The organism is Haloimpatiens myeolchijeotgali, from assembly GCF_042688525.2.
Taxonomy (GTDB): Bacteria; Bacillota; Clostridia; order Clostridiales; family Clostridiaceae; genus Haloimpatiens.
On the sequence record NZ_JBHWAB010000001.1, the window covers coordinates 3,402,879 to 3,427,159 of the forward strand.

Annotated in this window: 21 protein-coding genes and 1 riboswitch; of the genes, 2 read left to right on the forward strand and 19 right to left on the reverse strand. The window is 28.9% G+C overall.

Going from position 1 to position 24,281, the window contains the following annotated elements; translation table 11 throughout:
- Window positions 1-20: 20 nt before the first annotated feature.
- The 8 genes from ACFIJ5_RS15225 to groES all read right to left on the reverse strand — a co-directional run bounded on the left by ACFIJ5_RS15225 (window position 21) and on the right by groES (window position 6,708).
- Complete coding sequence (locus tag ACFIJ5_RS15225) at window positions 21-1,274, reverse strand: PulJ/GspJ family protein (RefSeq protein WP_379808513.1); 1,254 nt, start codon at window positions 1,272-1,274, stop codon at window positions 21-23.
- A 5-nt stretch (window positions 1,275-1,279) separates the two neighbouring features.
- Window positions 1,280-1,876 (reverse strand): prepilin-type N-terminal cleavage/methylation domain-containing protein, encoded by a 597-nt coding sequence (locus tag ACFIJ5_RS15230; protein WP_379808515.1) that lies wholly within the window; start codon window positions 1,874-1,876, stop codon window positions 1,280-1,282.
- Between the two features lie 28 nt (window positions 1,877-1,904).
- Window positions 1,905-2,327: a hypothetical protein gene (locus ACFIJ5_RS15235; RefSeq protein ID WP_379808517.1), complete on the reverse strand. Its 423-nt coding sequence runs from the start codon at window positions 2,325-2,327 to the stop codon at window positions 1,905-1,907.
- Window positions 2,328-2,347: 20 nt separating this feature from the next.
- Complete coding sequence (locus ACFIJ5_RS15240) at window positions 2,348-2,764, reverse strand: prepilin-type N-terminal cleavage/methylation domain-containing protein (protein WP_379808519.1); 417 nt, start codon at window positions 2,762-2,764, stop codon at window positions 2,348-2,350.
- A gap of 84 nt (window positions 2,765-2,848) precedes the next feature.
- The gene (locus ACFIJ5_RS15245; RefSeq protein WP_379808521.1) at window positions 2,849-3,355 is read right to left on the reverse strand and encodes a type II secretion system protein GspG; all 507 of its coding nucleotides are present in this window, start codon (window positions 3,353-3,355) and stop codon (window positions 2,849-2,851) included.
- A gap of 195 nt (window positions 3,356-3,550) precedes the next feature.
- Window positions 3,551-3,634: riboswitch (cyclic di-GMP riboswitch) on the reverse strand.
- Between the two features lie 85 nt (window positions 3,635-3,719).
- Entirely contained in the window at window positions 3,720-4,517 is a 798-nt protein-coding gene (locus ACFIJ5_RS15250) for a TIGR00266 family protein (protein ID WP_379808523.1), read from the reverse strand.
- A 224-nt stretch (window positions 4,518-4,741) separates the two neighbouring features.
- On the reverse strand, window positions 4,742-6,373 hold the full coding sequence (groL, locus tag ACFIJ5_RS15255; RefSeq protein ID WP_379808525.1) for a chaperonin GroEL: 1,632 nt from the start codon (window positions 6,371-6,373) through the stop codon (window positions 4,742-4,744).
- Between the two features lie 50 nt (window positions 6,374-6,423).
- A complete protein-coding gene (groES, locus tag ACFIJ5_RS15260) occupies window positions 6,424-6,708 on the reverse strand; it encodes a co-chaperone GroES (RefSeq protein WP_379808527.1) in 285 nt (94 codons plus the stop codon).
- Between the two features lie 315 nt (window positions 6,709-7,023).
- On the opposite strand from groES, the gene ACFIJ5_RS15265 reads away from it, so the two are divergent.
- The gene (locus tag ACFIJ5_RS15265) at window positions 7,024-7,668 is read left to right on the forward strand and encodes a TIGR01906 family membrane protein (RefSeq protein WP_379808529.1); all 645 of its coding nucleotides are present in this window, start codon (window positions 7,024-7,026) and stop codon (window positions 7,666-7,668) included.
- Here the strand turns inward: ACFIJ5_RS15265 and ACFIJ5_RS15270 are convergent.
- From ACFIJ5_RS15270 to ACFIJ5_RS15280, 3 genes are all read right to left on the reverse strand, one after another.
- Window positions 7,652-8,380, reverse strand: coding sequence for a TVP38/TMEM64 family protein (locus tag ACFIJ5_RS15270; RefSeq protein ID WP_379808531.1), 729 nt, complete (start codon window positions 8,378-8,380; stop codon window positions 7,652-7,654). The genes ACFIJ5_RS15265 and ACFIJ5_RS15270 overlap by 17 nt on opposite strands.
- A gap of 175 nt (window positions 8,381-8,555) precedes the next feature.
- On the reverse strand, window positions 8,556-10,052 hold the full coding sequence (locus ACFIJ5_RS15275) for a 4Fe-4S dicluster domain-containing protein (protein WP_379808533.1): 1,497 nt from the start codon (window positions 10,050-10,052) through the stop codon (window positions 8,556-8,558).
- Window positions 10,053-10,287: 235 nt separating this feature from the next.
- Window positions 10,288-11,166, reverse strand: coding sequence for a DNA-3-methyladenine glycosylase family protein (locus tag ACFIJ5_RS15280; RefSeq protein ID WP_379808535.1), 879 nt, complete (start codon window positions 11,164-11,166; stop codon window positions 10,288-10,290).
- A gap of 332 nt (window positions 11,167-11,498) precedes the next feature.
- On the opposite strand from ACFIJ5_RS15280, the gene ACFIJ5_RS15285 reads away from it, so the two are divergent.
- Window positions 11,499-13,130, forward strand: a complete 1,632-nt coding sequence (locus ACFIJ5_RS15285) for a Na/Pi cotransporter family protein (RefSeq protein WP_379808537.1) — start codon at window positions 11,499-11,501, stop codon at window positions 13,128-13,130.
- Window positions 13,131-13,162: 32 nt separating this feature from the next.
- Here the strand turns inward: ACFIJ5_RS15285 and gltA are convergent, their stop codons facing one another.
- From gltA to ACFIJ5_RS15325, 8 genes are all read right to left on the reverse strand, one after another.
- On the reverse strand, window positions 13,163-14,554 hold the full coding sequence (gene gltA, locus ACFIJ5_RS15290) for an NADPH-dependent glutamate synthase (protein ID WP_379808539.1): 1,392 nt from the start codon (window positions 14,552-14,554) through the stop codon (window positions 13,163-13,165).
- Window positions 14,554-15,420: a sulfide/dihydroorotate dehydrogenase-like FAD/NAD-binding protein gene (locus tag ACFIJ5_RS15295; RefSeq protein ID WP_379808541.1), complete on the reverse strand. Its 867-nt coding sequence runs from the start codon at window positions 15,418-15,420 to the stop codon at window positions 14,554-14,556. Before ACFIJ5_RS15295 ends, gltA begins: the two co-directional genes overlap by 1 nt.
- 597 nt (window positions 15,421-16,017) lie before the next feature.
- Window positions 16,018-17,184, reverse strand: coding sequence for an iron-containing alcohol dehydrogenase (locus ACFIJ5_RS15300; protein WP_379808543.1), 1,167 nt, complete (start codon window positions 17,182-17,184; stop codon window positions 16,018-16,020).
- Between the two features lie 272 nt (window positions 17,185-17,456).
- Window positions 17,457-19,370: a sigma-54-dependent Fis family transcriptional regulator gene (locus tag ACFIJ5_RS15305; RefSeq protein ID WP_379808545.1), complete on the reverse strand. Its 1,914-nt coding sequence runs from the start codon at window positions 19,368-19,370 to the stop codon at window positions 17,457-17,459.
- 152 nt (window positions 19,371-19,522) lie between these two features.
- Window positions 19,523-21,211, reverse strand: a complete 1,689-nt coding sequence (locus tag ACFIJ5_RS15310; protein ID WP_379808547.1) for a peptide ABC transporter substrate-binding protein — start codon at window positions 21,209-21,211, stop codon at window positions 19,523-19,525.
- A gap of 277 nt (window positions 21,212-21,488) precedes the next feature.
- The gene (locus ACFIJ5_RS15315; RefSeq protein WP_379808549.1) at window positions 21,489-22,334 is read right to left on the reverse strand and encodes a 3-hydroxybutyryl-CoA dehydrogenase; all 846 of its coding nucleotides are present in this window, start codon (window positions 22,332-22,334) and stop codon (window positions 21,489-21,491) included.
- A gap of 128 nt (window positions 22,335-22,462) precedes the next feature.
- Window positions 22,463-23,467 (reverse strand): electron transfer flavoprotein subunit alpha/FixB family protein, encoded by a 1,005-nt coding sequence (locus tag ACFIJ5_RS15320; protein ID WP_379808551.1) that lies wholly within the window; start codon window positions 23,465-23,467, stop codon window positions 22,463-22,465.
- A gap of 22 nt (window positions 23,468-23,489) precedes the next feature.
- Window positions 23,490-24,269 (reverse strand): electron transfer flavoprotein subunit beta, encoded by a 780-nt coding sequence (locus ACFIJ5_RS15325; protein ID WP_379808553.1) that lies wholly within the window; start codon window positions 24,267-24,269, stop codon window positions 23,490-23,492.
- Between the last annotated feature and the right edge of the window lie 12 nt (window positions 24,270-24,281).

Below are 24,281 nucleotides of genomic sequence, written 5' to 3' on the forward strand. Positions count from 1 at the left end.
CTTACTGTTATGTGATATATTTACCTTATAGTTATATAACCATTTCCATTTTTTTGTACAAATCTACTATCAATAGCACCACTAGCTTCTATTTCTATAGATGAATAACTCTTTCCATTTTTAGAAGCTGTTAACTTTGAAAATACACAATTAATACTTCCACTTGAAGATATACTTACAGATGAATTTCCTTTACCATTAGAGCTAGAATTTACATTAGAATAGCTTAACATAATACTTCCACGTGATGATATGTCAATATTTCCTTTGCCACTACCACTAGAATTAGTAGTTATATCTATATAACTGGCTTGAATGCTTCCGTTAGCTGTTACTGTTATATTTCCTTTTGCATTCTTACTTCCTTTTCCATCAATTTTTAATTTTGTTCTAGTAAGATTAATAGTATCTTTAGACTTTAAAACTATCTCACCTTTTTTATTTCCACTTCCACTAGAATTTAACTCTGCTCCACTAGCAATTATACTTCGTGAATCTAAAACTATCTTCCCATTGTTTGAAGTAGTTACTTTTACTCCTTCTTTCACTCTTATCCCATCTTTAACTATACAAATTATTGTTTTATCTTCTTCAACATTAAAATTAGCTGGAAAAACTAAAGTTCCTTTAGTATATTTAACATCGTTGTCCGAGTCATATGTTCCATTTCTATCAAATTCAATATTATAATCATTTTCATCTAAAACCCCATTATTATTTATATCAATAAATGGTTTATTACTATCTACATCTACATCAGGTTTAGGTTTAATGTTAAATGATATATCTTTTCTACTGCTTACTTTAAAATTTGTACTTTTGTCATTATTTAATTTATCTTTTATTATTATATTTACATTGAATATATTTTCGTTTTTTGTAATCTTAAATGCATCTTCACTTTGGGATACATTTTCTATAAGAATAATTTTTCCTTCTATTGGAGATTCTCTTATGATTTTATAAACTTTATTTTCTCCTATTTCACCCTGCTGAACCTTATAATACTTTATATCTCCAATAATATATGAAATATCTTGCTCTTTACCAATATTAAAATTTTCTGCATTTTCAAGATCTTTTGTTATCCATTCCACAGCAAATCTAATATCATTTTGAGTATTTGATGCATTTATCTGTCTTTGGATTAATCTTGATGAAGAATTCATAAAAGAGTAAGCAGTCATTATTATAAAACTCATAATACCTAAAGATATCAAAAGTTCTGCAAGGGTAAATCCTTTTTTATTTAATTTTTTCATTTTCATATTCATATTCTTTATCGATGTGCTGGGAAAGCAGTACCATTTTTATATTTTACTCCTTCTGCATTTTTTACAAGAACCCATGTAATCCAAGGATTATTGCTCTTCCATTGGATTTTACCATTAACTTTTCCATCTCCTTTATCTATAACATCGTCTAACATATTTGTTATATCTTCATAATTATTAATACCCTTTAATGATATTTCTATAACTAAGTTTTTTTCATTATTCATAATTCTATAATCTAACTGATAATTATAATCACTTTCTAAATTTCCTGCATTAAATGGGTTTTTAGGCCAACGTTCCAAATAAGGTCCATCCCAATTTGAAAGTCCATCACCATGATTTTGAAAAAAGCCTTTACTATTTGTGCTACCTCCCCCATCAAAACGAGGCCATTCACCAGTATCAGCATAATGATTTAAAGTAGCACTTTCTATAGCCTTACAATCACCTACTATTTTATCTACTTTACTTTTTTCTATAGCTTTAAACGCATTCGGTGCAATAATTGCTGCTAAAATAGCAATTATTGCTATAACAACTAAAAGTTCTACTAAGGTAAATCCTTTTTTATTATGCTTCTTAAGTTTAAATTTTTTCATTTATATATCACCCCTAATGAAATTTATCCTACTTAAGTTCATCCCAACTTAATATCCTTCCATTACTTGTATCTAACTTAGCTTGCATTTTTATTGATTTATTATCTTTAGTTATTCCTGTAGAATAAAAAATAGCTATATTACTATTTTCTAAAGGTGGATTATATTCTAAATAATAATTTCCGAGATCTCCAACTGAATCTCTATGAGAAAAATTTTCTTTTATACTTTCATTATTTTTTACTTTAAGATTATATAAATAAATACCATTTTCAATGCCTGCTTCTGCAATATATTTAGCTTTAACTCTTTCTTCAGTTCCTTTACGAATGTAAACTTCATTTGTTATAGTACTTATCAAAATAGCACTCATGGATATGATAAGTATACCTACAATAATAGCAATAGGAAGTGCTGATCCTTTTTTATTTAGATTTTTTTCATTTTTCATATTTTCACCAACATAATAAATTATTTCTGCACAAATAATTTAGTTCCAATTTTTATATCATTACTATCTTGAGGTTTAACCCCAACAATTATCTCTATTAACCCTTCTTCTGATTCACTGCTCTCTATAGAAACGTTATATGATATACCATCTTTTTTTTCACTCTTTATAACTTTAATGTTAGAAGTTTCAAACCCTGTGTCTTCTAAAAATTCCTTTAATGAACTCAAATCTTTGATTATTTTTTTATCTCTATTAAACCTAATATTTTCAATATAATTTTGTGCTATTATTAATGCTTCTAATCTTTGTTTATTAGTGTTACTTGCTTTAATGGTAGTAAAAGAAATTTTAGAAAACAAGGTAACTGTCCCTGCAATTAGCATCACAGCTATTACAACTTCAATTAATGTAAACCCCTCTTTCTTGTTTTTCAAAACATCCCCTCCTAACACATAATTTTTAAGAATATTAAGCGCATTAAATTTAACCAAAACTTAATGCGCTAATGTTACAATATCTTATTGTTCAGATATTATTAAATATACTGTAGTCTTATCTGTACTATATCTTACAACACCAGCATCTGCATCTGCTGTTCCATCTAAATCTGCTTCAAGTCTATCTACTGCCTGTGTATTTAAACTAGTTAGTTTTACTGCCTTAGTATTTGTAGTAAGTCCTAAATTAGTAGTTGCATCTGCACCAACTACAAATGTGTAACTTCCACCCCAAGGGTTTCTTGTTGGCCATTTTTCCATATATGGTCCATTCCAACCAGTTGGAGCATTTGTAGGTTTAGTTACAAATCCACTGGAAGCAGTTGCATTTGCTGGCCATTTACCAGTATCTGAATAATAACTCAAAGATGCTGTTTTTATAGCCTTATAATCTGTTTCAGCAGCTGAAACTTTACTTTTTTCAATGGCTTTAAAAGCATTTGGTGCTATAACGGCTGCAAGAATAGCTATAATTGCAATGACAACTAATAATTCAACTAAAGTAAAACCTTTTTTTATTCTTTTCATAAAATACACCCTTTCTTATCATTTTTGTATTTTAAATATATTTTAAAAATATATTTAATTGTGAAATTCTATTTATTAATTTTATTGTTTCCTAAAAACATCAATATTACTTAGTTTTAACATAAATTTTTTAATACAATTCTTTATAATATAAATAAAGACCCGATATTCATTAATTATAAAAATTATGATTAATGAATATCGGGTCGGTTGCATCACTAACTCCATACATACAAGATGCCCAAATTAAGTACGTATTTCTTCATGTCCCTTTGATTGTATATTTAGTTGTTTATACTATATATATTATCATCTATTATGACAATTTTCAATATTTTTCGATTAATTTCGATATATTAATCTTTTAGTTATCTCCATCCATTATGTCTCCTAACATCCCTAATATGCTTCCTTCTCCTTTTCTACTTCCCCCCATATTAGGTGCAGAAGATATAACACGCTCTGCCAATCTACTAAATGGAAGACTTTGAACCCATACACTTCCTGGTCCTGATACTGTTGCAAAGAAAACTCCTTCTCCTCCAAACAGTGTATTTTTAATTCCTCCAACAAACTCAATATCATAATGTATGTCTTTTGTCATAGCCACAAGGCATCCTGTATCTATTTTTAAAACCTCACCTGGCATAAGATCTTTTTTTACTATAGTACCACATGCATGAACAAATGCTAAACCATCACCTTCAAGCTTTTCAAGAATAAAGCCTTCTCCTCCAAAAAATCCTACTCCTAATTTTTTCTTAAAATCTATACCTACAGATACCCCTTTTGCAGCGCATAAAAAAGCGTCTTTTTGACAGATTAACTTTCCTCCTAATTGCATTAAATCCATAGGAATAATTTTTCCTGGATAAGGTGATGCAAAAGCTACATGGATCTTTCCATGAGATAAATTTGTAAAAGCCGTCATAAATAAACTTTCTCCTGTAAGTACTCTTTTACCAGCTCCGAAAAGTTTATCCATGAATCCTCCACCTGAACTACGTGAGCCATCTCCAAATATAGTTTCCATTTGTATGCCAGAGTCCATCATCATCATAGCCCCAGCTTCAGCAATTACAGTTTCTTTAGGATCAAGCTCAATTTCTACAAACTGCATATCATCTCCATAAATCTTATAGTCTATTTCATGTGAATACATTATTATCACTCCTTGTTTAATATACTTAGTAAATATTTTATACATTTTTTTAAGTTATTACAAGAATATATTACGATTGAAAACTTAAATTATACACTATTTCATCAAAATTTCATTACCAAAACAATAATAACCATTTGTAAAACGTATCCCATAAGAACATAAAAAACCCCATGACATTACGTCATAGGGTTATAATAAATTATAATAAGTTTTCTAACCTATTAATACATTCCTTCCATTCCCATTCCTGGTGCACCTGGCATAGCTGGAGCATCATTCTTTTCTGGAATATCAGCAACTGCTGCTTCTGTTGTTAAGAAAGTAGATGCAACTGATGCTGCATTTTGTAATGCTGATCTTGTAACTTTAGTTGGATCAACTATACCAGCTTTTATCATATCAACATATTCTCCACGTAAAGCATCAAAACCAACAGTAGCTCCACTCTCTTTAACTTTTTCTATTATTACTGAACCTTCAAGACCTGCATTTTTAGCTATTTGTCTTACTGGTTCTTCAAGAGCTCTTCTTATGATATTTATTCCTATTTGAGCATCTACTTCATCAGAAGTTACTTTATCTATTTCTGGTATTATACTAACATATGCTGTTCCGCCACCTGGAACTATACCTTCTTCAACAGCTGCTTTTGTAGCTGCAAGAGCATCTTCTATTCTTAATTTTCTTTCTTTTAATTCAGTTTCAGTAGCTGCACCAACTTTAATTAATGCAACTCCTCCAGCAAGTTTTGCTAATCTTTCTTGTAACTTTTCTCTATCAAAATCTGAAGTAGTTTCTTCTATTTGTCTTCTTATTTGAGCTACTCTATCATGAATAGCTTCTTTATCGCCTTTTCCATTTACTACTGTAGTATTTTCTTTAGAAACTTTAACACTTTCAGCTCTTCCAAGCATATCAAGGCTAACATCTTTTAAATCTCTTCCTAATTCTTCTGAGATTACTGTACCACCAGTTAATATTGCTATATCTTGAAGCATTTCTTTTCTTCTATCACCAAATCCTGGTGCTTTAACTGCAACACAAGTAAATGTTCCTCTTAATTTATTAACAACTAATGTTGCTAAAGCTTCACCTTCAACATCTTCAGCTATTATTAATAGTTTCTTTCCTTGTTGAACTATTTGTTCAAGTATTGGAAGTATTTCTTGAATATTTGATATCTTTTTATCTGTTATTAACAAATATGCATCATCTAATACAGCTTCCATTTTTTCTGTATCTGTTACCATATATGGGCTTAAGTATCCTCTATCAAATTGCATACCTTCAACTACATCTAATTCAGTAAGCATTGTTTTTGACTCTTCTATTGTTATAACACCTTCATTACCTACTTTTTCCATAGCATCTGCTATTAATGTTCCTATTTCTTCATCAGAAGCTGAAATAGCAGCAACTCTTGCTATATCACCTTTACCATTAACTGGTTGAGATATTTTTTTAATTTCATCTACAACTTTTGCTACAGCTTTTCTAATACCATTTCTTATAAGAATTGGATTAGCACCTGCAGTTACATTTTTTAATCCTTCTCTTATTATTGCTTGTGCAAGTAATGTAGCTGTAGTGGTTCCGTCACCTGCAACATCATTAGTTCTTGTAGCAACTTCTTTAACAAGTTGAGCACCCATATTTTCATATGCGTCTTGAAGCTCTATTTCTCTAGCTATAGTAACACCATCATTTGTTATTAATGGTGACCCAAATTTTTTATCTAATATAACATTTCTTCCTTTTGGTCCTAATGTAACTTTTACAGTATCAGCTAATTTATCTACACCAGCTTGCATTGATCTTCTTGCTTCTTCACCAAATGTAATACTCTTTGCCATTATAATTCCCTCCTATTTATGTAGTTTAAACTTAACTAACTAAACCTTTACTATTCTACAACAGCTAAAATATCCTCTTGCTTGAGTATTGTATATTCTTCACCTTCGAATTTAACTTCATTTCCTGAATATTTAGAGAAGATTACTTTATCTCCTACTTTAACTTCCATTTCTATTTTCTTTCCATCTCTATCTACTCCTGGCCCTACTGCAACAACTTCTGCCATTTGTGGTTTTTCTTTTGCTGAACCTGGTAAAACAATTCCACTTTTTGTAGTTTCTTCTGCTTCTAATCTTTTAATAACAACTCTGTCTCCAAGTGGTCTAATTTTCATTTTAAACCCCTCCTCAATTATTTAAAAATATTTTTCACCTGTTAGCACTCATCTTTCTTGAGTGCTAATACAATTATTATGATAGTTAATACACTTTATATTAGCAAATGTGATTTTTCCTAGTATTTTAACATTTTAGATTATTTTTAAAATTTATACTCAATTATATTATTTTTTTATATTATTACTATCATTTCCTTGTTTTCACATTAATTTTGTCTTATCATTTATATAAATAGTATTTAAGTATATTTTTTATACACATGTTTTATAATACCTATATATCTTTTCACTTTAACATAGGAGGATTGTACTTTGAATAAATTTACTAATATCGTTTTAAATTTAATTCAAACTATATTACTAAGCTTATTTATAATATTATCATCTATATATATAACTATTAACTTTAAACAACTATATTATTATAGTATTGATCACTTTAATATAGAACAATTTTCAAATATAAACAAACATGAAATCAAATTAAACTATGATTATACTATTAATTATCTAACATCAAATAGAAATATAAATTTTAACTTACCTACACTTCCCTATTCTTATGTTGGTAAATTACACTTTGAGGAAGTAAAAGCTCTTATTATCACATCAAAAAAAATATTGTATATAACCCTTTTTATTCTAATTTTATTAAATATTTTTTTAAAAAAACATACCAATTTTTTATTTTTAAAATTAACTTATCGTTCCCTTATATTATTTTGTTTTTTACTATTTGGTTCATTTTTATTAAATTTCGACAAAAGTTTTACTTTTTTTCATAATATATTTTTCAACAATGATTATTGGATATTTAACGAAAAAACTGACCCGATAATAAATATTTTGCCACAAGAATTTTTTTGTATTTGCGCTTTTTTTATTCTTTTTTTAATTATTTTAAATTGTATTGTACTTATGATAATTCACAAAAAAATCTCTAGTGACGTTTCTTAGTTATTTTCTTCAATATTTTTTCTCCCTTTAATGTACCAATTAAAAATAACATAACCATAACAACAGCTATAACTATTAATGTACTCATTTGGCCTATCTCCATTTGATTACCAAAATAAGTTGAAATGAATATTCCAGGAAGTCTTCCTAAAGTAGAAAAAATTATAAATTTCTTAACTGGAACATCAGATACTCCACATATATATGCCAATGCATCTTTTGGTATTCCTGGTACTAAATATAGCAAAAAAATCATATGAACCTGAGCACTAGCTTTTAATATTTTTTGAAAAAATTTAAATTTATTTTTTGATATCATACTTTTAACAAAATCACGACCCAAGTATCTAGAAATATAGTATACAAGTAAACTACCTATAGATATTCCTATAGTAGATATTATTCCTCCTAAAAAAGTTCCAAAAATATATCCACCTGCTATTTGAATTATTTCACCTGGAATAAAAAATACAACTACCTGTATAACTTGCATAATTAAAAAAGCTAAAATGCTATAGTTTCCATATGTAAGTATAACTCTCTTTAATTCTGACGGATCTTTTACTATATAAGAATATTGATAATATTTATAGCTAATAAGAATAAAAACAAAGATGAAAATAGCAAAAATAGTACATTTTTTGTATTGTAATACTTTTTTAAAACCTGATTTCAAAAATTCTATAAATTTTAATATAACATTTTTAATCATAATTTCACCTATTTTAAATTTTATATTTTTATTGTGCAAAAGTAAGTTTTCTATATTATATAAGTTTTCTATTTTTCACTAATACTATACAAATTCAATTAATATTATAATTATAACAAAAAACAGTACTACTAAAATAGCAGTACTGTTAAATTATAAATATTTTTTCAAAAATTTAATTTTCTTCTCTTTCTAAATCAATTTCTTTAAATTTTTCTAAATTGTCATTAGATAAAACTGTTTGTTTAGATGAAGCTTTACTAAATTTATTTAATTGAACTTTTGTTTTTTGTTGAGATACCATTGTTGCTGCTCCACCTATACATCCACCTTCACACATCATTCCTTCTATAAAGTTTCCTGGAAGTCTTCCTACTTTAGCAAGCATCATAGCTTTTTTAATTTCTGCTCCTCCACTTGCTTTGAATGGCTTAAATTCTACATCTACACCTTTTTCATCTACATAATTTTTGATTGCAGATGTTAATCCACCTGATTGTGCAAAATTTCTTCCATACAATGAAGCATCATCTATAGCAACATCTTCACATTGTTCTGGATCTATATCAAAAGCACCCATTAGTGCAGCAAATTCTTCAAAAGTCATAACATAATCTACTATACCTTTTACATCTGGTCTTTTCATCTCTGATTTTTTAGCCGTACATGGTCCTATAAATACCACAACTGCTTCTTTATCCATATCTTTTATCATTTTTGCTGTAGCAATCATCGGAGAAACTGTTCCTGATACTTTTGAAACTTCACTTGGGAATTTCTTTTCAATATAATTAACCAATCCACTACAACATGAATTAACCATATACTTGTCCCCATTTTGTATTCTCTCAACAAATTCATTAGATTCATGAACAGTTACTGCATCTGCGCCACAAGCAGCCTCAAACATTTCAACAAATCCTAGCTTATTAAATGCATCCTTGATTTGTCCAACTGTTACTTTTGGACCAAATTGACCAGTTATTGCTGGTGCTACTACTGCATAAACCTTTTTGTCACTAACTAATGCCTTTGTTACAGGTACTACATAGCTTATATCCGATATAGCTCCAAATGGGCATGCTGCCATACAGGCTCCACAATTTATACAATCTTCCTCATTTATCATAGCTATTCTATCTTCTGGATGAATATCTAATGCACCAGTTGGGCATGATTTTTTACATGGTCTCATAACTTCAGAAATAGCATTATATGGACAAACCTTTTTACACATTCCGCATTCTCTACATAATTCTTGGTTTATATATGCTCTTCCATTAACTCTAGTTATTGCATTTGCTGGACAAACTTCCATACATTTGTGTTGTATGCATCCTCTACAGGCTTCTGTTACTGTAAATCTATTTATAGGACATCTATCACATGCAGCTTCAATTACATACATAACTTGATCATCACTATTAGCTTCTTTTAATTCTTCATCCATCTCACCATTTGGCAAACATCCCATAGCCAATTTGGCTCTTTCAAATACAATAGCTCTTTCTTTATGAACACAACATCTATATAATGGTTTATTACCTTTTATTATTTCATAAGGTATTTTTTCTATATTTTTTTTGCTTAAAGTTCCTTCTTTGGCCAATTTTATAACTCTTTCTATAGCTTCATACTTCAACCTTTTAAGTTGTGTCTCAAAAGTTATCATTGTTCCTCCCCCTTTTTTCATGGTACATAATTACTATTCTTAAAGATTGTTAATTTTTAAACTATCTAACTTATACATATAAATCGACATTATAAAATATCTTTTATAATTATAACAGATAATAAAAAAAAAAGTAACAGTTTTATATAAAAAACTTAAATTAATTTATATACTGGTAAATTAGAGCTATTCTAGTTTACTAAACAGCTCTAATTTATAATCACAACATCAATTTCTATATATTTATTTTATTCTCTCTTGCATAGTAAAAAAGGTATTGTTGGGCAAAACCTGAAAGATTGCTAAATTTTTGTCTACTGAAATCTCTTATTTTCTTTAAAGAAACATCTGGAGCTAAATAAAAATAATGCATAGCCCTTTTTACCCAAACATCTACTGGGAAAGCAGAATATTTTTGCATGGAAAATAACATTATACAATCTGCCACCTTAGGTCCTATACCTTTTAATTCTTGAAGAATTTTGTGACATTCATTATCATTTAAAGATTTTATGTACTCTAAATCATATTCACCTTTAGCAATTTTTTCTACAGTATCCTTTATATACTTAGCTCTAAATCCAGTACTACACTCTTCTAATCCTTCTAATGTAGCTTTACTTAATTCATCAACATTTGGAAATGTATAATAATTCTTTCCTTTGTATTTTATCTCTTTCCCATATTTTTTACTTATATTATTTATTGCTTTTTTTATCATAGGAATTCTATTGTTGGCTGATATAATAAAAGATACTACTATTTCAAAAGGTTCTTGTTTTAAAATTCTAATTCCTTCACCAAAATTTACTGATTTTTTCAATATATCATCTTTACTAAGCAATTCTTTAATACTTTTGTAATCTCTATACAAATCAAAGTATTCACTCCATATATTTCTAAAGTCCTCTTCTGTACAATTGTATATAATTATGTCTTCATCTTTTTTTTCTACTTCTATTACCCTTTCAAAAGCTGTACCTATGTAATTCCCATTTTGCTGTTTACTCCATCTAAAACACTGTCCACACTCAAATATATGTTCCAAATTAAAATTTCTTACATGTTTAACTATAATTCCTTCATTAATTTCTTCAACACAACTAAAATCCATAATTACACCTCACAATAATTGAACAACATTCTATTTTATTAATGTGTATATAATTAAATATTTATATGCACATTAATGTTACAAATATAATTTTAAATCAGAAAAAATCACTATTCAATATAGCTTTACATAATTATATCAATGTTTTTTAAAATTAACATAATTGGAACTTGAAATTTTTAATATAAACTTAACATTAACTTAACACTTACAATACATACTTTACGTAAAATTTATTCTTGTATTTAGTAAGTACTTTAGTACTGTAATTTTATTTATGTTTTGTTTTTATAATAAAAATTTTAAATTAAACATATTTAAGGAGGATTTATATGGCTTTGGAAATTTCAATAGGTATTTTAGGTGGATTGGGACTATTTCTATATGGAATGAACTTAATGGGAAATGGTCTTCAAAAAGCAGCTGGTACAAAATTAAAGAGAATAATCGAACTTTTAACTACAAACAGGTTCATGGGTGTATTGGTGGGTACTGTAGTTACTGCAATAATTCAAAGTAGTAGTGCAACTACTGTTATGGTTGTTGGTTTTGTTAACGCAGGTATAATGAAATTAGCTCAAGCTGTTGGAGTTATTATGGGAGCAAATATTGGTACTACAATTACTGCTCAACTTGTATCATTTAAACTCTCATCTATAGCACCAATCGCTGTAGCAATTGGAATGATAATATATTTATTTTCTAAAAACGAAAAAGCAAAACAATCTGCAGAAATTTTAATTGGTTTTGGTATATTATTTATAGGTATGGATTTTATGAAACATGCTGTTAAACCATTAAGAGAAATCCAAGCATTTAAGGATATACTTGTTAGTTTTGGAAGCAATCCTATATTAGGAATACTAATGGGTTTTGGATTAACAGTAATAGTACAAAGTAGTAGTGCTTCCATGGGTATTCTACTTGCTTTAGCTTCTGAAGGGCTAATTCCTTTATCATCTGCTCTTCCTATTCTTTATGGTGAAAACATTGGAACTTGTACTACTGCTCTACTTTCTAGTATTGGTGCAAGCAAAAATGGTAAAAGAGCTGCTATAATACATCTTTCTTTTAACATTATTGGTACTCTTTTATTTGCCCTTATTTTAAATATCCCTATAAGGCATTTAGTTGTATCTTTAAATCCAACAGATGTAACAAGACAAATAGCAAATGCTCATACATTTTTCAATATTGCCAATGTTATAATTCAATTTCCATTTGCAATGCTATTAGTTAAAATAGCCACAACTATAATTCCTAAAACTGATGATGAAAATATAGATGACCAAAGCTCAAAATATCTTGATAATAGAATACTTGAAACTCCATCTATAGCTGTTGTAAATACTGTTAGAGAATGTTTAAGAATGGGAAATATGGCTAAAAAATCTTTTGAAAACTCTATGGAAGGTTTTTTTAATAAATCCAAAAAAAATGCACATAAAACTTTTGAATATGAAAAGAAAATTAATAATTTAGAAAAAACTATAACGGAATATTTAATCAATCTATCAAATAAATCTATATCTGTAGAAAATAGAAAAGTTATTGATGGTTTATTTAACACTATTAATGATATAGAAAGAGTGGGAGATCATGCTGATAACATAGCTGAACTTGCTATTTCTGCTTTAGAAAAAAATTTACCTTTTTCTGAATCATCTAAAAAAGATTTAGAGGAAATATACTCAGAAACTTTAAATGCATATAAATGCTCATTAGAAGCTATGAAAACAGGTGATAAATCTCTAGCACTTAAAGTAATTGATATGGAAGAAAAAGTAGATAAAATGGAAAAATATTGTAGAAAAAATCATATTAAGAGATTAAACGAAAATGGTTGTAACGCTGAATCAGGAATGATATTTTTGGATATTATTAGTAATCTAGAGAGAATTGCAGACCATGCATCAAATATTGCTAATGCAGTTATAGATGCCAATGTTCAAAAGTTATCATAAAAATAAAACTGGAGCATAACGCTCCAGTTTTATTATTTATCTTTTTCTGTTAAATACTTATCTATTGCTGCAGCTGCATTTTTACCTGCTCCCATAGCAAGTATAACTGTTGCTGCACCAGTTACTGCATCTCCACCAGCAAATACTGCTTCTCTAGAAGTAGCGCCAGTTTCTTCTTCTGCTACTATACATCTTCTTTTATTTATATCTAATCCTTTTGTTGTAGATGGAATTAATGAATTTGGTGCTGTACCAAGTGACATTATTACAGTATCTACATCTAAGATAAATTCAGAACCTTCAATTGGTGTTGGTCTTCTTCTACCAGATGCATCTGGTTCACCTAATTCCATTTTTATACATTTCATACCTTTAACCCAGCCATTTTCATCTCCTAGTACTTCAACTGGATTTGCTAGTAAATCGAAATTTACTCCTTCTTCTTTAGCATGATGAACTTCTTCAGCTCTTGCTGGAAGTTCTGCTTCTGATCTTCTGTAAACTACATGAACTTCTGATCCAAGTCTTAAAGCTGTTCTTGCAGCATCCATAGCAACATTTCCGCCACCTACTACTGCAACTTTTTTACCAACTTTTATTGGAGTATCATAACCTTCTTTGAATGCTTTCATTAAGTTATTTCTTGTTAAAAATTCATTAGCTGATAAAACTCCATTAAGATTTTCTCCAGGTATTCCCATAAATCTTGGAAGACCTGCACCTGATCCTATAAATACAGCTTCAAAATTTTCTTCATCAAATAATTGATCTATTGTAATTGTTCTACCTACAATTACATCTGTTTCAATTTTTACACCTAATTTTTTTACATTTTCAACTTCTGATTTAACTACCTTTTCTTTTGGTAATCTGAATTCAGGAATTCCATATACTAAAACTCCACCTGCTTCATGAAGTGCTTCAAAAATAGTTACATCATAACCCATTTTTGCAAGATCTCCAGCACAAGTTAATCCTGATGGACCACTACCTATTACTGCAACCTTCTTATTTTTCTTTGGAGCTGTTGCTGATAAATCAACATTATGCTCTCTTGCCCAGTCTGCTACAAATCTCTCAAGTTTACCTACAGCTACTGGTTCTCCCTTTATTCCTAGAACACATTTTCCTTCACATTGAAGTTCTTGTGGACAGACTCTTCCACAAACTGCTGGAAGTGCACTGTACTTAGCTATAACTTTTGCAGCCTTTTCAAATTCTCTATTTTTAACATGATCTACAAATGTAGGTATATCTATCGAAACTGGACATTTTGTTCTACACATAGGTTTTTTACAATTTAAACATCTTGAAGCTTCTTGTACTGCCTCTTCTTCAGTATATCCAAGACATACTTCTTCAAAGTTTGTAGCTCTTACTTTTGGATCTTGTTCTTTTATTGGAGTTCTTTTCATTCTATCCATTACTTGTCACCTCCAAGATTGCAATTTTCTTCGTACTGAGCTATTTTTTTAGCTTCTTCAGCTTTATATATTCCTTGTCTCTTCATTGCTTCACCAAAATCAACTTCATGTCCATCAAATTCTGGACCATCAACACAAGCAAATCTAGTTTCACCATTAACAGTTACTCTACATGCTCCACACATTCCTGTACCATCAACCATTATTGTATTTAAACTTACTATTGTTTTTATACCTAATTCTTCAGTAAGTTTACATACAAATTTCATCATTATCATTGGTCCAATAGCTACAACTACATCATATTTTTTACCTTGATTTTCTACTAAATCTTTTAATAGATTAGTTACTAAACCTTTATAACCATATGAACCATCATCTGTAGCAGGATATACATTTGCTACTTCTTTCATTTCATCTTCAAGAATCATATAATCTTTTGATTTTGATCCTATAATAACATCTGCTTCAACTCCATGCTCATGAAGCCATTTTGCTTGTGGATATACTGGTGCTGAACCAACTCCACCTGCTATAAAAATAATTTTCTTCTTCTTTAATTCATCCATATCTTCATGAACAAATTCAGAAGCTTGTCCTAATGGACCTACGAAATCTTGGAAACAGTCTCCAACTTCAAAATTAGCCATTCTTCTTGTAGAACAACCTACTGTTTGGAAAACTATTGTTACTGTACCTGCTTGTACATCATAGTCACAAATTGTAAGAGGTATTCTTTCTCCTTTTTCATCCATTCTTACAATTATAAATTGTCCTGGTTTAGCTGCTTTAGCAACTCTTGGTGCCTCAACTTTCATTAAATAAATTTGAGGTGCTAACGTTTTCTTCTCAACAATTTTAAACATAGCAATTCCTCCACATTCTATATTTTGTAGTATTTTTTATACTCATTAAATTTTAAATATCATAAACACTAGAATTATTATATCACAAATATTTCATTTATGAAGTCATTTTTATTATCATAAATCTTATATTTTTATAATATATTGTATATTTTACCATATTATTGTCTATTTCTTTGTTTTACTCATTTCTTTATAGGTATTTTCAGAATATTTCTGATAGATTTTTAACAATACACATTTACAAATCAACTATACAATTCTTATTAAATTATAATTTAAAACTTATATCTTAATTCAATATTTACAGTATATATATATGTATTATTATAAATATTTTTGTTACTAGTTAATAGCCTTTTTAATACTAATATCCCATGTTTTAAGTATATAAAACATGTATTTTTAGTTAACCTTTTGTCAATTTTTTTGTATCTTACCTGTATATATATAAATGCATATTGAAATTTTCTATAGTATTAATTGTTTTTATCAATAATACCTATAATTAATAATTATGTTAATATATGCAATGGTATTATATACAGGAATGAAACTCTCCTATATTGCACACAGGAGAGTTTCTTTAAGTTAATCTTAAAAATTAACTTTTTCACCATTATAAGTAGCTTCAAATAATTTCTTCATTTCTTCTACTGATATTGATCTTGGGTTAGAACCTGTACATGCATCCTTAACAGCATTTTCTGCTATAAAATCTACATTTTCCTTAAATTCTTCTTCAGTTACACCATACTCTTTTAATGTAGATGGAATATTTAATTTTTTATTCATATCTTTTATCATTTCTATTAAAGAATCGATTAGCTCATCTTCATTATTTCCTGCAAATCCTAATCTTCTAGCAACTTCAGCATATCTGTCACCACAAACTTTTTTATTGAAATCTATTACGTATGGTAAGAAAATTGCATTTGCACATCCGTGTGGAATGTGGAATACAGCACCAACTTTATGTGCCATACTATGAGTAATTCCTAATAATGCATTTGAGAATGACATACCAGCAAGACATTGAGCTAAATGCATTTCGTTTCTAGCTTCTTCGTCTCCTTCGTATGATTTTAGTAAGTTATCTCTAACCATAAGTATAGCTTTCATTGCTAGTGGATCTGAAAATACTGATCTTAATGTTGCAACATATGCTTCTAAAGCATGTGTTAAAGCATCCATTCCTGTGTGGGCAACTAATTTAGCTGGCATTGTTTGAGCAAGATCAGGATCTACTATAGCTATATCTGGAGTTAAATTAAAATCTGCTAATGGATATTTAATTTTTTCAGTGTAGTTTGTTATAACTGAGAAAGCTGTAACTTCTGTAGCTGTTCCACTTGTTGATGGTATAGCTGCAAATTTAGCTTTATTTCTAAGTTCTGGTATACCGAATGGTACTACTGCTTGTTCAAATGTAAATTCTGGGTATTCATAGAATATCCACATTGCTTTAGCTGCATCTATTGGAGAACCTCCACCGATTGCAACTATCCAATCAGGTTCAAATTCTCTCATAACTTTAGCGCCACTCATAACTGTTTCAACTGATGGGTCTGGCTCTACCCCTTCTATTAATTTTACTTCCATACCTGCTTCTTTTAAATAGTCTTCTACTTTTTGTAAGAATCCAAATCTTTTCATTGAACCCCCACCAACAACTACAACTGCTTTTTTTCCTTTTAAAGTTTTTAATGTTTCTAGAGAACCATTTCCGAAATAAATATCTCTTGGTAATGTAAATCTACTCATTAAAATTTCCTCCTATCGATATCATATGTATATTTATTTAAATTATTTTTATATTTTTCTTCATCATTTAATTAAAGCAATTTTCATGCCAAAATTGAGTTTGTTATAAGAATCTCAATATATCGTCCTTTGTAAAATGTTTAACAAATATTTTTATAATATTCTGAATAGTTATGTCCTATTTCCTAACACTTTATAGAAAAATAGTGTTAAAAAACATGACACTGTCCTATTTTTTAACACTATTTCATATATAAATATTCGTTAAAATATTAATTATCTTTTGACTTTATATTATATTTTCTCATTTTCATATACAAAGTATTTCTACTAATACCTAATATTTTAGCAGCTTTAGAAATATTACCTTTTTCCTCCTTTATACAAGCTTCTATAGCTTTTCTCTCTAGTTCATTTAATGAACATACATAAGTTTTTTGTATACTTTCATTTATGATTTTATAAGAATCATACTTATTTTCATTCTGAATATTGAAAGAAGTTCTTCCATCTAAATTTATTAAATTTTCAACAAAATTCTCTAATTCTCTAACATTCCCCGGCCAGTTGTAACTAAAAATTTTAGCATATATTTCTTCTGTAATCTCAGGTATATTCTTTCCAAGTTTACTTGACTTAACTTTTAAGAAATGTTCTAAAAGTAACTTTATGTCTTCTCTTCTATCTCTAAGAGGTGGAATACATATTGGTATAACACTGATTCTATAATAAAGATCACTTCTAAATGTCCTCTTTTCTATTTCTTTTTTTAAATCTTTATTAGTTGCTGCAATGATTCTAACATCAATAGGTATATACTTATTTCCTCCTATTCGTGTTATACACCTCTCTTGAAGTACTCTTAATAAATTAACCTGCATATCTAAGGGCATTTCCCCAATCTCATCTAAAAATAAAGTTCCTCCATTTGCAAGTTCAAATTTTCCCGGTCGTCCACCACGTTTAGCTCCTGTAAATGTACCTTCTTCATATCCAAACAATTCACTTTCTATTAAATTTTTTGGTATTGCACCACAATTGATAGCAACAAATGGCCCATTTTTTCTTTGACTGTAGTTATGTATGGACTGTGCCAGTACTTCTTTACCTGTACCACTTTCTCCTTGAATAAGGATTGTAGAAGGACTTAACGCTACTGTTTTTGAAAATTGAATTATTCTTTTAATTTCATTTTCTTTACCTATCAAATCTTGAAATGTATATCTAGCATTCATTCCTGCATATTTATTTACTAAATTATATACTCTTTGAATCTCTTTAATTGTTATTACAATTCCTATTAATTCACCATCTTCATTTTCTATTGGATATAAACTTTGACTATATCGTTCCTTTTTATCTGCTATTTTTATAGTAATATCTTCATCTTGATATGCTTCCCTTGAATAGCATCTTTTCAAAATATGATTCCAATTATCTAGGATAGTATTTACATTCTTATTTATACTTTCTTCTTCCTTTATTTTTAACATTTTACAAGCTGTTTTATTTAAATTTTTAATTATACCATCTTTACTAACCGCTAAAATCCCAAAGGAAATAGCATCCATCATAGTATTCATATAATTATAGGCTTCAATCAATTTGTTATTAATTATCCTATTTTTTAGCCCATTTTCAATAGAATTAACAGCAGCCACTACTAAACCTAGTGTATGTGGATGTACTTGATAACTTTTACCTGTCAAATTTAATGTACCAATTATCTCACCTTCTTCATTGTGAATTGGTGCAGCAGAACACGTCCATTTATGGTATGCATTTATAAAATGTTCCTTTGCTGAAATTTGAATAGGCATATTCTCACTAATAGCAGTTCCCATAGCATTAGTACCTATACTTTTTTCATCCATATAAGCTCCTATTTTCATATCCATTTTTTTAGCTGCTTCTAAAATTTCTTTATCACCTATTATATTTAATATACATCCTTCTTTATCTGTAAGAATTACAAAAAATCCAGATCCTGTTAAAATTTCATATAATTTTTTTACAAAAGGAGCAGCTATTTTTAAAAGTTCTCTATTATTTTTTATATTGTTAGATATTTGTTTACCTTTCAAAATTTTTTTTGGTTTTACTCTTTCCTTTTCTATTCCATAACTTTCACTTCTTCTATGAGATTTTTTTATTACATCACTAATCTTATTTTTATCATAGGTCATAAAAACACCTCTATCTTCATTTGTTTTCTAATTATATTATATTTAATATTATAACCTATTTAAATAACTAATAATTTTTTTGTAATCATTCACCTTATTGATTGAAATAAAAAACCACTATGATTCTAAAATCATAATGGTTTTTTACTACATTATTTTTCTCTACCTACAGTATATGCATATTTGTATTCTGAATATCCAAATAGCGGACTCATAATACTTTTAACATACTTGTATGTAAAATTATTTCCCTTTCTATAAACAATAGGCATTATAACAGATTCATCATATAGTAATATTTTTTCAGCTTCCTTATAATATTTTAATCTTTCTTTTTCATCTAATGTAACACGCGCCTTATTTACAATTTCATCATATTTTTTACTTTTCCAAAAAGTTGGCATTATATTTGAACTACTTAAATAAATATCAAACATAGCACTAGGATCATTATAATCACTTGTCCAATTCATTGTAGCTATATCATACTGCCCATTATCAATTCTATCCATGAAAACTGGCCAATTAACATACTCTGCTTTTACATTAACCCCTAATTGTTTCTTATACATCTGCTGAACATATTCAGCAAAATCTCTGTACCATTGCTCTGTACCATGTTGTAAAAACGTTATAGTAACTTTACTTGGATCTGGATTCATATTTAACTCTTTTAAACCTTTTTTTAATAATTCTTTAGCTTTAAAATCTTTTTTCAATATTTTTACAGGTTCTTCCCCACTTTGTTCTCTGAAGCTTTTCTTTCCAAGATCAATTGATTTTGGTATCCAAGCATATGCTGGTTTATCTCCTTGAAAAATTGTCTTTGTTATATCTTCTCTATTCAAAGCCATAGAAAATGCTCTTCTTACATTCTTATTGCTAAATATCTTATTTTTCTGATTGAAACAACTAAACTCTGTTGTAGGCACTGCTAAATTTAATTCATCAAACTTACCTGACTTTCTACATTTATCTATCAACTTACCATCCCCTACAGGAAATGTATCTATTGAGCCACTATAAAAAGTATTAAATTGTGCAGTTGAATCTTTTATAATCTTAAAATTCAATTTATTTAATTTAACAGAATTTCTATCCCAATATTTATCATTTTTTTCAAGCACTATTTCATGGTTATGAGTCCACTTTGTTACTTTAAATGGTCCACTAAAAACCATTGTATCAGGTTCTGACCCAAATTTTTCACCATATTTTTTAACTATATCTTCTCTTTGAGGATACATTGCTTTATAATATGTTAAATTCAAAAAATATGGACATGGTTCTTTTAAAGTTATTTGTAATGTTTTATCATCTAACGCTTTAACACCAACTGAATCTCTAGAAACTTTGTTACTATTATACTCATCAGCATTTTTTATCGGTGATAACAAATATGCAATCGATGATGCTGTTTTAGGATCAAGTATTCTTTTCATGCTATATTCAAAATCCTTCGCTGTAACCTTCTTCCCATCACTCCATTCATAATCTCTTAAATGAAATTTCCACACCGTTCCCTTATCATTGTGTTCCCAGCTTTTTGCTCCTGCAGGCTTTACAACATCTTTTCCATTTTCATCTTGTTCTAATCTTGTAAGTCCTTCTGAAAATTCTGTAACCACTTGACCACAATAAACGTCTCCTGTTCTTGCAATATCTAATGTTTTAGGCTCATCTAATACTAAATTTAGATACTGATCCTTGTCTAAAACTACTTTTTTTTCATTTAAATTAGCATTGGTTTGATTATCTTTTTGTTTTCCACAACCCATTAAACCAGCTGACACCATTACACTAAAACTTAATAATAATGCCAACATTCTTCTGCTTTTCATTTTATCATCCCCTATTCGTTAAATTACTTTTATGTTTGCATGTTTTCTTTCAATAACATACTACATTTAAGATGATAAATTCATTTTACTTATTTTTCAACAGATATAGATATTATCAATTCTTATATCCTTTTGTATTCATATTTACTATTTTTAAGTCTTTTTTACATGATATATGTAAATAAAATTAACAATTCTTATTGAATATGAGTAAAACTCTAGTTATTTTATTCTCAAAATAAAAAAGCCATGCTTACGCATGACTTTTTTTATTATATTATCTTGTATAATCATAAAAACCTTTTTTAGTTTTTCTTCCAAGCCATCCAGCTCTAACATATTTTCTAAGTAATGAATGAGCTCTATATTTTGTATCTCCTGTTTCTTTGTATAATACATCCATAATAGCAAGACATACATCAAGTCCTATAAGATCTCCTAAAGCTAGAGGTCCCATTGGATGATTTGCACCATATTTCATAGCTCTATCTATATCTTCAACTGAAGCAATACCTTCTGCATATATTCCAATTGCTTCATTTATCATTGGTATAAGAATTCTATTAACAACAAATCCTGGAGCTTCTGCAACTTCTACTGGTTCTTTTCCCATACCTTCTGCTAATTCTTTAATTGTATTAAAAGTTTCTTGAGAAGTAGCCATTCCTCTTATTATTTCTATAAGTTTCATAATAGGAGCTGGGTTAAAGAAGTGCATTCCTATTACTTTTTCTGGTCTGTTTGTAGCTGAAGCTATTTCAGTTATTGAAAGTGATGATGTATTTGATGCAAGTATTGTTTCTGGCTTGCATATTTTATCAAGATCACCAAATATTTGTTTTTTAATTTCCATATTTTCAATAGCAGCTTCAACAACTAAATCACAATCTTCTACTAAATTTAAATCAGTTGTTCCAGAAATTCTTGAAAGAATCTCTTCTTTAGCAGCTTCTTCCATTTTTCCTTTTGATACTAATTTAGAAAGATTTTTATTTATTATTGAAAGTCCTCTATCTACAAATTCATCTTTTATATCTCTTACAATTACTTCATGACCTTTTGCCGCAAAAGCTTGAACTATTCCTGAACCCATAGTTCCAGCACCAAGAACACATATTTTCATATCTATTTCCTCCTTTAGTCACCAAATATATTATTATTTTTAAACAATATAATTTTAGTTTGCTCTAATACTATATTTCCATAATACTAGAGCAAACATACCTTCATCTTAATTACTTACTAACTTTATTATTTAGCAACTGCTTTAAGTTGAGAAATCATTTCAGGTATAACTTTATTTAAATCTCCTACTATACCTAAATCTGCAACTTTCATTATTGCTGCATCGGCATCTTTATTGATAGCTACTATGTAATCACTATCTTGCATTCCAGCTAAATGTTGGATTGCTCCTGAAATACCACAAGCAATATATACTTTTGGTCTTACAGTTTTTCCTGTTTGACCTACTTGAACGTCTTTATCTATCCATCCTGCTTCTACTGCAGCTCTTGAACCTGCTACTTCTCCTCCAAAAGCTTCTGCTAAGTCTTTTAGTTGTTTGAAGTTTTCTGCATTTCCAACTCCTCTACCACCAGCTACTAGTATTTGAGCTTCTCCAATATCTACAGTTTCTTTAGCAAGTTTTACTATTTCTTGTACTTTTGTTCTTATATCACTATCTTTTAAATTCATAGAAACTTTTTCTATTTCACATTTTGCATTTTCATCTTTTTCTAATCTTTCAAATACACCTGGTCTTACTGTTGCCATTTGTGGTCTATGATCTCCACAAACTATTGTAGCCATTAAGTTTCCACCAAATGCTGGTCTTGTCATAAGAAGATCTTTTGTTTCTTCATCAATATCAAGTGCAGTACAATCAGCTGTAAGACCTGTTGCTAATCTAGCAGCTATTCTTGGTCCTAAATCTCTTCCTATGTAACTAGCTCCTATAAATAATATTTCTGGCTTTCTTTCATTTATTAAATCACAAATAACCTTTGTGTAACCATCTGTTGTGTAATCTTTTAAAAGTGCATTTTCTGCTACTAGAACTTTGTCAGCTCCATGTGATGCTAATTCTTTTGCCATTGCATCAGTATTATCTCCAAGTAATACAGCAGTTAATTTTACGCCTAACTTATCTGCTATATTTCTACCTTTTCCTAATAATTCTAATGCAACCTTTTGGATTTTACCTTCTCTTTGTTCTGCAAATACCCATACGCCTCTGTAATCTGCTTTATTCATCTCTATATCCCTCCGATTTCAATTAAATATAGTGTTTTTCTTTTAACTTTCCGATGGCATAAGCTACTGCTTCTTTTGCTGGCTTATCTATTACTTCGCCTGCTCCTTTTGTTTCTTTTGTCATTGATCTCTTAACTTTAGTTGGAGATCCTTTTAATCCTAGAAGGGACTTATCTATATCTATATCATCTGAGCTCCATACTTTAACTTCTTTATCAAATACACCAAAGATATTTTTTATGCTCATATATCTTGGCTCATTTAATTCTTTTATTGCAGTTAAAAGTACTGGCATTTTTACTTTTATAGTCTCATATCCATCTTCTAATGCTCTTCTTACTTTTAACTCTTCTCCGTCTCTTTCTACTTTTTCTACATATGTTACTTGAGGAAGATTTAAGTGTTCAGCTATTTCTGGTCCAACTTGTGCTGTATCTCCATCAATCGCTTGTCTTCCAGCAAATACTATATCGTAATCTAAATTTTTAATTGCTGCTGCTAATGCACGAGATGTTGCTAATGTATCTGCTCCACCAAATGCTCTATCTGATAATAAGATAGCTTCATCTGCACCCATAGCTAAAGCTTCTCTTAATGCTTTTTGAGCTTGAGGTGGTCCCATGCTTATTACAGTAATTTTAGCATCTAATTGCTCTTTTAATACTAATGCTTCTTCTAAAGCATTTTTATCATCTGGATTTATTATTGAAGGAACTCCTTCTCTTATAAGTGTTCCTTTTACTGGATCTATTCTAACTTCTGTAGTATCTGGAACTTGTTTTAAACAAACAACTATATTCATTGTAAGAACCCT

Bases quoted from the DNA above. Each gene is read 5' to 3' on its own strand.
- ACFIJ5_RS15315 (WP_379808549.1), bottom strand. From the start codon at position 22,334: ATGAAAATATGTGTTCTTGGTGCTGGAACTATGGGTTCAGGAATAGTT.
- ACFIJ5_RS15285 (WP_379808537.1), top strand. From the start codon at position 11,499: ATGGCTTTGGAAATTTCAATAGGTATTTTAGGTGGATTGGGACTATTT.
- ACFIJ5_RS15325 (WP_379808553.1), bottom strand. From the start codon at position 24,269: ATGAATATAGTTGTTTGTTTAAAACAAGTTCCAGATACTACAGAAGTT.
- ACFIJ5_RS15245 (WP_379808521.1), bottom strand. From the start codon at position 3,355: ATGAAAAGAATAAAAAAAGGTTTTACTTTAGTTGAATTATTAGTTGTC.
- gltA (WP_379808539.1), bottom strand. From the start codon at position 14,554: ATGGATAGAATGAAAAGAACTCCAATAAAAGAACAAGATCCAAAAGTA.
- ACFIJ5_RS15235 (WP_379808517.1), bottom strand. From the start codon at position 2,327: ATGAAAAATGAAAAAAATCTAAATAAAAAAGGATCAGCACTTCCTATT.
- ACFIJ5_RS15280 (WP_379808535.1), bottom strand. From the start codon at position 11,166: ATGGATTTTAGTTGTGTTGAAGAAATTAATGAAGGAATTATAGTTAAA.
- ACFIJ5_RS15310 (WP_379808547.1), bottom strand. From the start codon at position 21,211: ATGAAAAGCAGAAGAATGTTGGCATTATTATTAAGTTTTAGTGTAATG.
- ACFIJ5_RS15225 (WP_379808513.1), bottom strand. From the start codon at position 1,274: ATGAATATGAAAATGAAAAAATTAAATAAAAAAGGATTTACCCTTGCA.
- ACFIJ5_RS15270 (WP_379808531.1), bottom strand. From the start codon at position 8,380: ATGATTAAAAATGTTATATTAAAATTTATAGAATTTTTGAAATCAGGT.
- ACFIJ5_RS15320 (WP_379808551.1), bottom strand. From the start codon at position 23,467: ATGAATAAAGCAGATTACAGAGGCGTATGGGTATTTGCAGAACAAAGA.
- ACFIJ5_RS15275 (WP_379808533.1), bottom strand. From the start codon at position 10,052: ATGATAACTTTTGAGACACAACTTAAAAGGTTGAAGTATGAAGCTATA.
- ACFIJ5_RS15305 (WP_379808545.1), bottom strand. From the start codon at position 19,370: ATGACCTATGATAAAAATAAGATTAGTGATGTAATAAAAAAATCTCAT.
- groL (WP_379808525.1), bottom strand. From the start codon at position 6,373: ATGGCAAAGAGTATTACATTTGGTGAAGAAGCAAGAAGATCAATGCAA.
- groES (WP_379808527.1), bottom strand. From the start codon at position 6,708: ATGAAAATTAGACCACTTGGAGACAGAGTTGTTATTAAAAGATTAGAA.
- ACFIJ5_RS15230 (WP_379808515.1), bottom strand. From the start codon at position 1,876: ATGAAAAAATTTAAACTTAAGAAGCATAATAAAAAAGGATTTACCTTA.
- ACFIJ5_RS15295 (WP_379808541.1), bottom strand. From the start codon at position 15,420: ATGTTTAAAATTGTTGAGAAGAAAACGTTAGCACCTCAAATTTATTTA.
- ACFIJ5_RS15300 (WP_379808543.1), bottom strand. From the start codon at position 17,184: ATGAGTAGATTTACATTACCAAGAGATATTTATTTCGGAAATGGTTCT.
- ACFIJ5_RS15250 (WP_379808523.1), bottom strand. From the start codon at position 4,517: ATGTATTCACATGAAATAGACTATAAGATTTATGGAGATGATATGCAG.